The sequence below is a fragment of the Bacillus sp. OTU530 genome (assembly GCF_038440375.1).
On the sequence record NZ_JASATP010000005.1, the window covers coordinates 123,467 to 137,541 of the forward strand.

The following is a 14,075-nucleotide window of genomic DNA, read 5'->3' on the forward strand; positions in this document are numbered from 1 at the left end:
TTTTTGATTCGTTTACGAATGTAGTGGGTATGTACAAAAGAACAACAAGCTTATGTTTCTCGCTATTGGTGTGAAAGAATTTAATTTTGGATAAATAAAGAGGGTTGATTGATTAGAATGTGGCACGATTGGGAAGTTGCACAGAAAATTGCATTACGTATGGTTTTGATTTACCTCGTCATCAGCAGTTCATGGGTCGTGTTATCTGATTGGTTATTTAAAGATTATCTACATATAGTATGGCTAGGTACTATAAAAGGTTGGCTTTTTATATGTGTAAGCGGTTTGTTATATTACAAATTAATTCGGAAAGTAATAAAAGATACTACAGAAAATGAAGTGAAATATCGATTGATTGTCGAAAACGTATTCGATTTAATAGTTGTACTAGATACAATGGGGAAAGTAACTTATGTTACGCCCTCGTGTGGGCAAATTATTGGCTATTTGCCTCACGAATGCGAAGGAGAGTCAAGTTTTGAATTTATTGCGAAGGACGATATTTCTAAAGCCCAAGAAAAATTACATACGATCCTAAACGCCAAAAAATCAGAACAGGTTGAAATTCATTTGAAGCATAAAGAGGGTCATGTGGTTTTGGTTGATGGAAAAGGTGTACCGGTTATTGGAGGAGATGGAGAGGTTGAACAAGTCGTAGTCCTTGCTCGTGATATTACGGAACGGAAACAAACTGAAAGACAGTTAATTGAAAGTGAGGAACGTTATCGGAAACTTGTAGAATTTTCTCCTGAGGCAATATTGATTCATATTGATGGAGAAATTCTTTATGTGAATCAGGCAGGGGTAAAGTTAGCAGGAGCACATCATCTTGATGAAGTAATTAGCAGCAATATTTTTGAATTTATTATCTCAGATGAATTTGAGCATACCAAAGGTCGTATGAGAAAAGTCGAAGAAGAAGGGGAAATTGGGATAGAAGAAAGAACAATCGTTCGCCCTGATGGCACGCGCATCTTTGTTGAAGTTTTGTCATTTCAAACCACGTATCAAGGAGAAAAGGCAGTACAGTCCATTATAAGGGATATTACAGAACGTAAAAAATCAGAGGAGAAAATACATTACTTAGCATACTATGATGCCTTAACCGGCTTACCCAATCGCAATTTTCTAGGTGAGTATCTTAGAGAAGCGTTGGTGTGCAGCCAAGGCAGCAAACATATCTTAACTGTGATGTTTTTAGATTTAGACCGATTTAAACTAATCAATGACACGTTTGGACACAGCTTTGGTGATATCTTATTGCAGCAGGTATCTGTTAGGTTGAGGGAATGCTTGCGTGAAGATGATATGGTTTCTCGTTACGGTGGTGATGAGTATATTATTGTGCTGAAGCAACAAGATATTCAAGAAATATACGGATTGGCAGATCAAATCATTGATACGGTAGCTGCTCCTTTTATGATTTACGGCCGCGAGCTATTTATTTCACCTAGTATTGGAATTAGCATGTACCCAACAGATGGGGATGATGTAGAAGCTTTAATCAAAAATGCAGATGCTGCGATGTATCTTGCTAAAGAGAGTGGCAGAAATAATTATCAATTTTATACATCATCTTTACATGTGATGAACAACTGGAAATTTGAGTTAGAAAAAGGCATTAGGAATGCGCTGCAAAATAATGAATTTACACTGCATTATCAACCTCAAGTTGACTTGAAAACAAATACAATTATCGGTTTAGAAGCTTTAATTCGCTGGAAGCATCCCGAATATGGATTCATTTCTCCAGCGGAATTTATTCCCTTAGCAGAAGAGATAGGATTGATTGGTTCTATTGGTAGATGGGTTCTTGAAACAGCCTGTAAACAAAGGAAACAGTGGCAGGAAAATGGCTTACCTCCAGTGGATGTGTCCATTAATGTTTCAGCTGTGCAGTTTCGGGATAAACATTTTGTAGCAACTGTACAGCAAGTGTTGCAAGATACAAAGTTTGAACCATGCTGCCTAGAACTAGAAATTACTGAAGGCGCTATGCAATATGTAACGGAAGCCACGAGCATTATGGGGGCTTTAAAAGAACTTGGTGTTCGTCTTTCCATCGACGATTTTGGTACAGGTTATTCTTCATTAAGTTACTTAAGACATTTCCCTATCGATAAATTAAAAATTGATAAGTCCTTTGTTGATGAAATTAACCATCATTCCAGTGGTGAAATTATTGTAAAAACAATAATTGCCTTAGGAAATAGCTTAGGTTTTGAGGTAATTGCTGAAGGGATAGAAAATGAGGAGCAAGTCTCTTTTTTAGTACAAAACAATTGTCGTTTAGGACAAGGTTATTTCTTCTACAAGCCTTTGCCTGCAGAGGAAATAGAGGGGTTAATTCATTTACACTGTAAGTATTAATATGTGGTTCTTTTACGATTTGGAACTAGTACATCTTTTGTTCAGAAATAGAAGACAGGGAGCAGGGGTAGCATCTAATCTCCCTGTTTCATTGTTTTTATTACACTGTAGGAAAATATAAGCTTCCAGCTAGAAGCTCCTTCGACGTAGTCGGAAATTTTAGGAATACAGTGTAAGTGCAACTACGCTTCTGTCTGCGCCTAACGGCTCGCCAATCAGCGAGTTTTCTTTAAAAACCGTCTTCGACAGGAGAAAATGGAACACCTAATCTGTTTTCGACGGCACGCAGACGTTGATTTAAACGGTTTAAACGACGGCTATGACGTTCGACTGTTTCTTGAAGCTGATTCACTTCTCTATTTAGGCGGTTTACTGTTCGGGTCAATTCGTTGTTTCGCTGCTCCAATTCAGTTACTCGACGCTCCAAAGCACGCAGCTGCTGTGGCGGCTGTCTGTGATCAAATTGCTGTGTATAATCAAATTGCTGTGTATAATCAAATTGCTGCTGTGTATACGGCTGGTGGTAGGGTTGCACAAATGGATAAAAGTTAACATATGAATTCATGGTGTTTCACTCTCCTACATAGGGTATTTACCATACAGACTATGTAGGAGAAGAACAAGGCGACACAATTAAAAATAAAGAGGCACCGGGCATCTGAGGGTTTACAGAATGCTCATGCATGCTATGGTTTCCTGAATGATAAAAATTCAACTATGTTAATTGGTCGGATTTTTGCTTAATTCATATCAATTATCACTTGAGCTCACTTATGTTTACATTAAATACAGTTAAAAAGAAAATAATAACAATAATGGATAAGCCCCATGCTACTAATGGCCGTTTATGATGAATAGGCAACATCGTGAACAAAATGATGTCAAACAAAGCTGACCACCACATGTTCCAGCCATTAAAGTGATTTATAAGTCCGAAAACATGAAGGCCTAGAAGTTCACCGAAAATATATATTATTGTCCATAATAAAATATAGGGAAGCTGCTTGACTTTCTCTTTTGGAAAACGGGATAAGTATGTAAGGGTAGTAGCAGGATATATCGTTATCATAATCCAGATATTAATTAAGGTATGATTGGGAAAGAGGCGGTCTTTATTATAGCTCCATGTTGGATTGTTATACGTTAACACGTTATACAATAAATCTCCAATGATAAAAAAGAGGATAGTTGGATAATATTTTTTCCAATTTTTCCAATCTCCAAATCTCCAGCCAATGAATAAAAATGTTGCTCCAGCAATAATATGCATCATATGAAAAGCTCCCCCTAAACCTTTATATACATTGTTATCTAAATGCATTTTCTTTTCTGAAAATTATAACAGAAGGAAAACGGTTTCAATAAATTTACTGAATTGTAAAATATTTCAGGGTGCTTTATAATGATTTTCTATGTAAAAAACCTCTTCATATAGTTGATGAGGTTTTTTTATTAGGTTTTATTGCTTTAAATAATTATGCTTTTGTTATAATTAGGTAATATATAATAAAATTACAAATGGCTTAGCCTATAAGGTTGACTATAGTTGAACAGTGCGACCTGCGCACTTAAGCCTAAAGGAATATCTATAAAAATGAATTAAATGAAGCTGCTTGTTTAGAGTGTATACCGTTTCTTTTTGAGAGTTCCTTTGCAAATTTCCCATGTTAAAGTTGGTTCGTTCTTTCTGTAGAAAATGCTTTTTGTCAAATCCTTACCGTCTATATAGGGCTCTATACAAATTAAGAAAAGTTATTTTTGAGATAGTGAATCTAGAGATAAAGTGGAGGGGTGTTAAAATGATTGAAGCAAAAATATTAACTTCGGGTAATAGGGAATTGATAAATTTTATTACGAGAGAATATTCCGCTGAGAAAATGAAGAGTAAGGAAGGACTATTACTAAAAATTGAACGGTTAGAGGAAATGGATGAGCAGACTTTAAAGTTATGTATAAACAGAATAAGAAGCTTGGAGGAATTTTATGATCCTGTCAAATCCTTATCTGCCGTTATAGGAGTATTTACAGCGTTTTTTATAGTCTTAGGAGTGTTTTTTGAGGAGATTGGGCTCCCCTGGTATCTAGATCGTATATTAGCTTTGGGTTCGCTTGCATTGGCATTCATCGTGTCGGCAAGGGATGTTATTGAAATGAGATTGAAAAAAAGTAATGCTGTGTATTTTAAAGGTTTATTGGAGTATGTGTTGGAGAGGAAAAAGGAAAACAAATAAATCTGAAGCATCCCTCATGAGGGGATAAAAACAGTTTGAATACATCTAACCAAATCTACTCATTTTACCTTTTGGTGAGTAGATTTTTTGCTGGTTGAAAATTTGATGAATTTATCATAAAACCGATACAGGAACAATAGTTCGATTTTGAAGAGATGGGAAATGAGTTTCACGTATAACAAGAAGGTTCCCATGTTGTTTACAAATGAAAGATTTGGGCAAGTACTTTTCGACAACTTGTCTCCAAAATAGCAGGTTGTACATAAAATATTGCGTATATGACTTTAAAGGAGATGTTTTCTTGAACGAAAGAAATTATGATAGTAACCATCATTCATTTGCTCCCTTTATCAGCCCCAACCCGATTACCTCATTTAATCCGATTCAACGTTATCCAAAAATTGATGAAACAGCCTTCATAAGTCCGTTTTCTAGTGTGATAGGCGATGTGAGAATTACGGATAATGTATATGTAGCTCCTAATGTGAGCATTCGTGCGGATGAAGGAACCCCGTTTTACATCGGCTCAAACACAAATCTGCAAGACGGGGTTATTTTACATGGTTTATTGAACAAATTCGTTTCTGTTGGCGGTAAGAGTTATTCAATCTATATCGGGAACGAAGTAAGTATTGCTCATGGCGCTCTCATTCATGGTCCTTGTTATATAGGAAAGAATACTTTTGTCGGTTTTAAGTCAATTGTATACAATGCAATTATTGAAGAAGGGACATTTATTGCATATAATGCAGTAGTAACAAATGGCGTGCGTATTCCGGCAAATAGATTCGTGCCGCCAGGGGCCCACATAGACACGCAGGAAAAAGCAAACTCGCTTCCTCGAGTGTCAGGAGATGAAGAAGAATTTGCCCGGGAAGTACAACGTGTAAATCAAGAATTTCCTGCTGCTTATAACAACTTATTATTTGGCTCACATTGCTGTTCTTGCGGAATGCCCTATAGTCATTGAAAATTAGGAGTTTTTTGAGAGGAAGAAGCTGTATAAAGAGAATGTACAGCTTCTTTAATATATTACTTACGAATTTCTTTTTTAGCTTGCTGGCTCAACAAACACCACAATTAATTAGTCAAACCAATGTTTTCTTGGGAAATTCAATCGGTTCATTCACTGCCCTTGCGTTAGCAAGTGGAAGATCCCCTAAGGAGATACTCCAGTTTTTTAAGGATAAAATCTTACCGGCATACAGCAGTTCCCGACCAGGTGGACCTGTTTTTAATCAACAATTACCATACTCTGGCTTTATCGAAGCGGTACGAACATTTTTTCCATTGAATCTTCGTCTTAAAAATTTAAAAAAACGAATTGTTGTTCCTTCATTTCAATTATTCTCACCGAAGCTGAATCGTTGGAATCCTGTGCTATTCCACAACTTTCCTGACTCTCCCTATTTAGATGAGAAAGCGAGTGATGTCATACTACGGAGCAGTGCTGCTCCCGCGACGCAACGGGCCTATCAAAACTACGTGGATGGGTTTGTAATAACAACTAATCCTAGTACAGCTAGTATTACGTTTGCAGTGGATAAAGCCAAACAGCTGTTGGATCAAATTGCGGTCTTATCCATTGGGACAGGTGAAGCCCCCATTCAGTTAAGAAGGGATACAAGAGGATGGGGGATGGTGAGTGCAAATAACATATGTCCCGAAAATCTGGAGAACCTTCCTCCAAATTGGGGAGTCCTTTTCGACCGATCGCCCAATGAACCCTTACTACCATTTCTTCAGCTTGTCAGTAATGGAACCAGTTACTATGAATCCATGGTCAGTTCTCATCTTCTAGGAGATCGTTTTTTTCGCTTGAATCCACGGATCCCTAACTTCTCCAAAACGGATCCTTCCGTGTTTCCCGCTCTCATTAAAATTGCTAACAAAACCAATTTACAACCTACAGTTAAATTTATAGAGAAAAACTGGAACTAATTTTAGGAATACAATATGGGCAACTACGCCTCAGTCTTCGCCCAAAAGCAAGGCTCGCCAATTGGCGAGTTTTCTTTATTATGCAGTAAATGCTTTATTTGAATAGTTGGTCAATCTGTTCTCGGGTATAACCTAATATTTCCTCCTGATAAATTATGGTTAATATTTTTAGCTCGTGAAGATGAGGAGATGTTTAAAGTGCCAAATCCTAGATTATTTACAGCTATACATATTCCGGAGAAATCTTTTGTCTTTAAAATACAAAAAATACGTCTCTATAATACAAATACACTTATTCTATACTGTCCTATAATTATAACCATAAACGACAAGTTCATTGTTGGGTTTCAGTTTTAATGACAACGGTTACATCGTGGAAAAATAATGAAATTCAGCCTGAAAGGGGTACTGCCGATGAAGATTGTGAATCAATTGAGTTTAATTATAAGTATGCAAAAGGTGAAAAATGTCTGCATGATATAAATGCGTCTATTATATATTGTCCTATAATTACAATTTTAAATGACAAATTTTAATTAACTTTGTTGGAAAATTTAATATCGGATATATAGATACCAGATAATCTAGGAAGGATGGGTGTTTTGTGATGGAAAGAAATGTTGTTGTCCAACTTCAACATGGTCTTCAGGCTCGACATGCTAATCAATTTGTACAAAAATCATCTTCCTTTAACAGTGAGATCAGCATTATTAAAAATGGGAGGATGGCAGCTGGGAAAGGGATTATTGGGGTGATGGCTTTAGTTATTAGGAAGGGAGAGGAAATTACTTTGCTTGCAAATGGCAGCGATGAAGAGGCTGCTATTGTAGCCCTAGAGAGTTTTCTTTCTGATAGGGAGCTGGATGTATTAGATTTACATTAGTAATATAATCTGGTTATTTTTAGTTTAATCAATAATGCAGTTGTGAAAGGACTTATAGGAAAGGAAGATAGAGCCCTATACATTATTATATTGTTCAATAGCCTGATAACGGTACTCAACCAGAGTCAGAGTCAGGTGATTTATTTTAGATGGAATCGCTTTCCTTATAAAAGAAAATAATCCTTCTAGTTCTAGGTGAATGTATGTTATAGAGGCTTTAATTCTGCATCTATCTAGAAGAAATGATATTAAAATTAAAGTGTAAAATGTTTTTTAACAGCCATTATTACAAATCACCGTTTGAAATATGTCCTTAAAAGACAAAAAATATGTCCTGAAAATTTAAATACTATCGCTGCAGATTTTTATACAATCATTTATGTAAGGGCGATCAATTAGCAAATATTAAGAAGGTGATTTTGTTTACAGTTAATAACTAATGCGGGTTTGGACGAGAGGCTTCAAAGATAAGTGTTAGTTTAAAAATATATCCTTAGAATGTACATTTGAAAATTCAAAGGAGTCTTTATACTGTAAAATCAATGTTTCAATAGTATAAAACCAGCCATCATATTGTCATTCATTTAATAAGGGGATGGAATAATTGTTTTTACCCTGGAAGGAAAGCGGTTACATGAAGGTAGTCTTCCCTTGTTGAATTGCATCATAAGGAAAAACCAGCGAAGTGCTGCGTATTCTCAAGAACTTAGAGAAATTCACATAGGTATTACTGAAGTTCCTGAATTGAAAAAAACAACCTTCCGTACACATAAATATCAAATCAGTCATAAACGGGAAATAAACCTGTTTCATGAAAGTAAGACAGTTGGCTTTTTAGAGTCAATATCTAACATCATTAAAACTTTATATTAGGTTGAATAGTTTAGGAGGAGTTTTTATGAAACTATCATATGTAACAGATAGCTTAGGTCATTTGCTATTTGAAGAGATAAAACAAACGCTTAGCTTTTAAATAAAGGAAATGAGCTGTTTGAGACACGATAGTAAAAAAACTATACAAATTCCAAATGAACAGAATTGAGGAGAGAGGGGTTTTATTATGTTAAACGGTGAAAAGAAAATTGCAAGACCATTACGCTGGGGTATGGTTGGCGGAGGTAGACTTGGACAGGTTGGCTATAAACACCGAATCGGGGCACTTCGAGACAATACAGCTTTCCAATTGGTAGCTGGGGCATTTGATATTGATGCTGCTCGAGGAAAAGACTTTGGTGTGAACCTTGGTGTTGCTGAAGATCGCTGCTATCCAGATTATAAAACGATGTTTGCAGAGGAAGCAAAGCGTGAAGATGGTCTTGAGGTTGTATCGATTGCGACTCCGAACGGTACGCATTACGAAATTTGTAAGGCTGCATTAAACGCTGGTTTACATGTTATTTGTGAAAAACCATTGTTTTTTACGAGTGAAGAGGTGCTAGAAATTAAAGCACTAGCTGAGGAAAAAGGCAAAATTCTAGGTGTAACATATGGCTTCTCTGGTAACCAGCTGCTGCTGCAAATGCGCGCAATGGTTGAAAAGGGAGAGATCGGTGATGTGCGATTAGTTGAATTACAGTATACGCATGGCTTTAATGCCACTGATGCTGGAGACAAATTTAATGATGCGCAAAAATGGCGCGTGGATCCTAAAATTGCAGGACCAAGCTATGTGTTAGGTGATCTATCTACACACACGTACTATATGTCAGAGCTAATTTTGCCGCATATGAAAATCAAAAAGCTATTATGTGATCGTCAGAGCTTTATCAGCAGCCGTGCGCCGCTAGAGGACAATGCTTACGTTCTAATGCACTATGATAATGGTGCTGTAGGAAGGCTTTGGACATCTTCTGTTGACGCAGGCTGCATGGATGGACATCGCATTCGCATCGTTGGTTCAAAGGCAAGCTTAGAGTGGTGGGACAGCAAGCCAAATGAATTACGATATGAAGTGCAAGGGCAGCCGATTCAAACGTTGATTCGCTCCATGCCTTACTTAGATGAAAGCTGTAACGAATATGAGCGTTTAGGTGCGTTACACCAAGAAGGGCTTTCAGAGTCATGGGCAAACATCTATTTGAAATTTGCGATTGCGATTGATGCGAAAATGCGTGGAGATCAAGAAACATTAGATAATCTTGTTTACCCAGATATTAATGCGGGACTAGAAGGCGTTCGCTGGATTGAAAATTGTGTACGCTCTGCAGATCAGGGAGCAGTTTGGGTGGATTTTGAGAATAACAAAGAAACTTTGTTAGTGTGAAAAAATTCTTGAATTGAGTTAGTATCAAAAATTTAGTTAGCATCAAAATGGATTGAAAAGGTACTCTTTTACAAAGAATAGTTTAAACTACACTTTAAGCTAGACTCTAAAAGGATCAAGAGGACCAATTATAAAACGAATGCTCTTTCAGAAACCTGTCAAATGGCTTTTGCTCTATATGGGTAAAAGCCATCTCCTTAATTATTTCTGAATATACAACTATTTTTGGTTTAAAAGGAAAAATCACAGAAGCATTGCATGTCCTCTAAATCCATGTAGCTTATTAGGAGGCTTCATTTAAAAGGGAAAACAATGTAAACGCTTTAAAGGACATGCTACTAAATAATAAGGAGGAAATTTAATATGGGGAATGCTAGAGTTTCTGATCATTACCCAGTTCAGCCAGAACCTGCTGGGAAAAAGGATCCGAAAAAGTTCTTGAAATTAGTTACTATTGTATCAACTTTTGGCGGGTTATTATTCGGGTATGATACAGGAGTTATTAATGGTGCACTTCCATTTATGGCCAGACCTGACCAATTAAATTTAAACCCCTTCACGGAAGGCTTAGTAGCAAGTTCTTTAGTATTAGGTGCTGCTTTTGGTTCCATATTTGGCGGGCGCTTATCGGATAGTCAAGGACGCAGGAAGGTTATTTTGTATCTTGCAATCTTGTTTTTCTTTTCTGCAGCAGGCTGCGTGATAGCACCAAATATGACAGTAATGGTTATGTTCCGTTTTCTGTTGGGACTTGCTGTCGGTGGTGCTTCTGTAGTGGTTCCATCCTATCTTGCTGAAATGTCTCCTGCAGACAGGCGTGGTGTTTTGGTTACGCAAAACGAATTGATGATTGTTACTGGACAGTTTCTTGCTTACGTATGTAATGCAGTGCTTGGAAATGTTTTTGGTGAGGCAGGACATGTATGGCGTTACATGTTAGTCATTGCAACATTACCGGCTGTGGCGCTTTGGATTGGCGTACTGATTCTGCCTGAAAGTCCTCGATGGTTAGCATCAAAAGGAAGAATGGCTGAAGCATTGAAAATCCTTCAAAAAATTCGCAGTGAAAGTATTGCTGAGCAGGAACTAAAAGAAATGAAAGAACATATTTCAGAGGATCAAAACATAGAAAAAATCAGTTTCAAAGATCTAGGAACACCTTGGATTCGTCGTATTGTGATTCTTGGAATTACGATTGGATCTATATCACAATTAGTCGGGATCAATTCGATTATGTACTATGGAACACAAATTCTTGAAAATTCCGGTTTTGGAACAAAAACAGCCTTAATTGCAAACGTAGCAAATGGATTAATTGCCGTTGTTGCCGTTATTGTTGGTATATCTCTACTGTATAAAGTGAATAGACGACCAATGCTACTTACAGGGTTAATAGGTGTAACCGTGGCGCTTATCACTATTGGTATTTCCGCTTCAGTACTTGAGGGATCCCCAATGCTGCCATATGTAGTATTAGCCATGACAGTAATCTATTTAGCCTTTTTCCAAGGAGCGATTGGTCCTATGGTATGGCTCATACTTGCTGAAATCTTCCCTGTTCGTTTACGTGGGATCGGTATGGGAATGGCTGTTTTGTTCTTATGGCTCTGCAACTTTTTAGTTGGATTATTCTTCCCAGTTCTTTTAGATGGAATCGGACTTTCAGCAACATTCTTCTTATTTGCTATATTCGGTATTGCGGGAATCATCTATGTAGCGAAAGCTTTACCAGAAACTAGAGGCCTATCATTAGAACAAATAGAGGCTAACTTTAGAAAGTAAGATAGCAGGACTGGCTGGAGTTGGCTAGGGAAAGTCCATACAAACGCATTTATAAGCGTGTGTATGGACTTTTAATTTGAATTAGATGACTTCATTAAAAGCAAAGGATTTAAAAATGAGAAAGTTGTATTGTCTGTTAATCAGAATTGAAGAGATGATAACCCACAGGAGGATGTATTAACGATTACTGAACGAATATATATGTTCAACCCAAGAAAAAGCTAAAACGATCAATGAAAAGATGGATCGAATATCCCTAATACACTTATCTAGATTGGTTAGGGGAAAGGGGGACCTAATACATGAAACCTACAATTTATAATGTTGCAGAAAAAGCAGGGGTTTCCATATCTACTGTGTCAAAGGTTATGAATAATCAGCCGGTTAGAAAGGAAACAAAACAAAAGGTTTTAGAAGCAGCCAAGGAACTGAACTATAAGCCGAGTATCCTTGCATCGGCATTAACAGGTAAGCGGACATCTACAATAGGTTTTTTAGCACCAGATATCTCTAATCCTTCAATTGCAGAAATGGCACGAGCAGTAGAGGACTTTGCACTTGAGCACGGCTTTAACCTTGTTATTTGTAGTACTGATTTTAAATCAGAGAAAGAAGACAGTTACGTATCATTATTAAGGCAGAAACGTGTGGATGGATTTATCTTGGCAGGAGGGTTCAGAAATAGAGGGATCATTTCTGAGTTAATAAAAGAAGCGGTTCCAGTCATACTCCTTTCTGAATATTATCCAGCTGCGAAGCTGAAATTAGACTTTCTGAGAGAATTGTTGAACTAAAATGTTATTATCAGAAGTTGTTAATAAAATAATTTATTATATATTATGGAAACGAAGTGTGTTGGATGAGAAAGAAGACAAACGCACCACATGTCCATCAAATTAAAGAAGGAAGATGCCTCCAGAACGAGAAATTGTATGTAAGTTGCTAATTTTTTCGTTTTGAGGGGTATTTTTTTACTATCAGCAGATAACATCATATCTTTTAGTTTAACACAATGGATCAATAACCCAGATAAAGATTTGTTCTCCGGTAATGGTTGCAAGAGTTGAACAATAAACCTCAAAGGACTTGATACTCTCCAAGTTCTTTTTGGTGTAGAAAAAAACCATCAGTGTTCTGACTATTAAACTAAAGCTGAACTATTGGTTCGTAACACGTTAAAAATCATTTAGAGTGAGTGAAGATGGACTCTCTATAGAAATAGGACGATACAAACCTTTTTCCTTTCAACTATTAAAATTGAAAAAATATCAAGTATTCCTATTTTATTATGTGAACAGTATAATCGAAAATGGGAGATGAGATAAATGAATAAAAAAGACCTTGCTAATATCCGAAAGCAATTTAAATTAGACAATCATCTTATGAAAATTCGAGAAATCCTAAATGTTTATGTAAAGAAAGAATCCGGTGAGATTTACCATCAAGTCAGTCAACCGTTTCAAATGCTAGAACAGGAAGCACAAGAATTATTTTTAGCAAACTTTAAAAAAGTTTTGACAGGTCATCTTGATGCCAAACTTTTTGAATTGAAATTTCAACGCGATGTGGAAGACAGCACACAAACTATTCTCTTCGAAGGATTACGAGCAGAATCAACAGAAGATTGGAAAGAAAATATGCTGAAAATCGTCGGGAAAATGTTTACGCATACTGTTTATGAATTTGATACAGTGGTGACGTTTATCCGCGGGGAGTATCAAAAGGCGACTAGGAAACGGGATTCAGAATCCGAAGAGGGAGGGGATGATGAGGTTTATTCCAGCGAGTTTGTCCTTTGCAGTCTCAATAAAACCGATCAGCCGAAAAAAGCATTGCTGTTTGATTATATTGAGAAAGAATTCAAATCGAATAACGCAGTTGATCCCATTATTAATTTGACTTCTCCGTTAACTGGTTTTCTGTTTCCTGCTTTTAATGATAATTCGGCAGATGTGAATCATATTATCTATTGTGGGGGGAAAGTGAATCAACCAGAGGGTTCATTTATAGCAGAAGTTCTCAACTGTGAAGATATTATTACCGCCGTGGAAGAGAAGGATAGCTTCGAACAAATCTTAAAAATAGTAATGGGAGACGAAGTGGATTCCAAGGTCATTTCTAATGTCTATGAGGAAATCGATAAGATGGTACAGGAGAATGAAGAAAATGAAGAAAGTGAATCTCCTATGTTGGATTATCGGGACATCGAACGCATCTTAGAGGTAAGCGGCGTCGAAAATGTGGATACCGCCAAAGTGGAACAAGCCTTCAAAAGTGTGGTAGATGACGAAAAACGTGAAATCAAAGCAAGCAGTTTAATACCTAAATCGATTAAGATTGAGACGAAGGTGGCAGATGTATCTGTCAGCCCGAAGGACCTGAAAAATGTCCAATATATTACTTACAATGGAAAACGGTGCCTATTAATAGAGATTGATGAAGATGTGGTCGTCGAAGGATTTCGACTGGAAACGAAGACACTTTAGTGGATTTTGGGGGACAGTTTTCTTGATCCCCTACAATATATAATATATTAATGAATTTTAGTTGGTTCTCTACAAGTGGTAGGTGCCAACTATTTTTGTTTTAGGACTGGTTCAGTACA

At 36.9% G+C, this 14,075-nt stretch carries 10 protein-coding genes and 1 pseudogene; 9 read left to right on the forward strand and 2 right to left on the reverse strand.

Translation table 11 applies throughout. The features are described 5' to 3' along the window. Window positions 1-198 precede the first annotated feature (198 nt). Window positions 199-2,370 (forward strand): EAL domain-containing protein, encoded by a 2,172-nt coding sequence (locus tag AAHB12_RS05290; protein WP_342044562.1) that lies wholly within the window; start codon window positions 199-201, stop codon window positions 2,368-2,370. Window positions 2,371-2,599: 229 nt separating this feature from the next. Here AAHB12_RS05290 and AAHB12_RS05295 read toward each other — a convergent pair whose 3' ends face one another. Together AAHB12_RS05295 and AAHB12_RS05300 are read right to left on the reverse strand one after the other, a co-directional pair. Continuing rightward, window positions 2,600-2,935: a SlyX family protein gene (locus tag AAHB12_RS05295; protein WP_165350644.1), complete on the reverse strand. Its 336-nt coding sequence runs from the start codon at window positions 2,933-2,935 to the stop codon at window positions 2,600-2,602. Window positions 2,936-3,127: 192 nt separating this feature from the next. Then, the gene (locus AAHB12_RS05300) at window positions 3,128-3,643 is read right to left on the reverse strand and encodes a CBO0543 family protein (RefSeq protein WP_342044563.1); all 516 of its coding nucleotides are present in this window, start codon (window positions 3,641-3,643) and stop codon (window positions 3,128-3,130) included. Between the two features lie 526 nt (window positions 3,644-4,169). On the opposite strand from AAHB12_RS05300, the gene AAHB12_RS05305 reads away from it, so the two are divergent. The 8 genes and pseudogenes from AAHB12_RS05305 to AAHB12_RS05340 all read left to right on the forward strand — a co-directional run bounded on the left by AAHB12_RS05305 (window position 4,170) and on the right by AAHB12_RS05340 (window position 13,956). Then, on the forward strand, window positions 4,170-4,601 hold the full coding sequence (locus AAHB12_RS05305; RefSeq protein WP_129726091.1) for a hypothetical protein: 432 nt from the start codon (window positions 4,170-4,172) through the stop codon (window positions 4,599-4,601). A gap of 301 nt (window positions 4,602-4,902) precedes the next feature. Continuing rightward, window positions 4,903-5,571 (forward strand): carbonate dehydratase, encoded by a 669-nt coding sequence (locus AAHB12_RS05310; RefSeq protein ID WP_129726092.1) that lies wholly within the window; start codon window positions 4,903-4,905, stop codon window positions 5,569-5,571. Window positions 5,572-5,660: 89 nt separating this feature from the next. Then, window positions 5,661-6,542 (forward strand): annotated as a pseudogene (locus tag AAHB12_RS05315) (patatin-like phospholipase family protein); the annotation flags it as partial. A 607-nt stretch (window positions 6,543-7,149) separates the two neighbouring features. Then, window positions 7,150-7,425 (forward strand): HPr family phosphocarrier protein, encoded by a 276-nt coding sequence (locus AAHB12_RS05320; protein ID WP_342044624.1) that lies wholly within the window; start codon window positions 7,150-7,152, stop codon window positions 7,423-7,425. A gap of 1,057 nt (window positions 7,426-8,482) precedes the next feature. After that, complete coding sequence (locus AAHB12_RS05325) at window positions 8,483-9,688, forward strand: Gfo/Idh/MocA family protein (protein WP_342044625.1); 1,206 nt, start codon at window positions 8,483-8,485, stop codon at window positions 9,686-9,688. Window positions 9,689-10,051: 363 nt separating this feature from the next. Beyond that, window positions 10,052-11,470 (forward strand): sugar porter family MFS transporter, encoded by a 1,419-nt coding sequence (locus tag AAHB12_RS05330; protein ID WP_342044564.1) that lies wholly within the window; start codon window positions 10,052-10,054, stop codon window positions 11,468-11,470. A 302-nt stretch (window positions 11,471-11,772) separates the two neighbouring features. After that, a complete protein-coding gene (locus tag AAHB12_RS05335; protein ID WP_342044565.1) occupies window positions 11,773-12,264 on the forward strand; it encodes a LacI family DNA-binding transcriptional regulator in 492 nt (163 codons plus the stop codon). A gap of 531 nt (window positions 12,265-12,795) precedes the next feature. Further along, on the forward strand, window positions 12,796-13,956 hold the full coding sequence (locus tag AAHB12_RS05340) for a DUF4317 domain-containing protein (protein ID WP_342044566.1): 1,161 nt from the start codon (window positions 12,796-12,798) through the stop codon (window positions 13,954-13,956). Window positions 13,957-14,075: the final 119 nt, after the last annotated feature.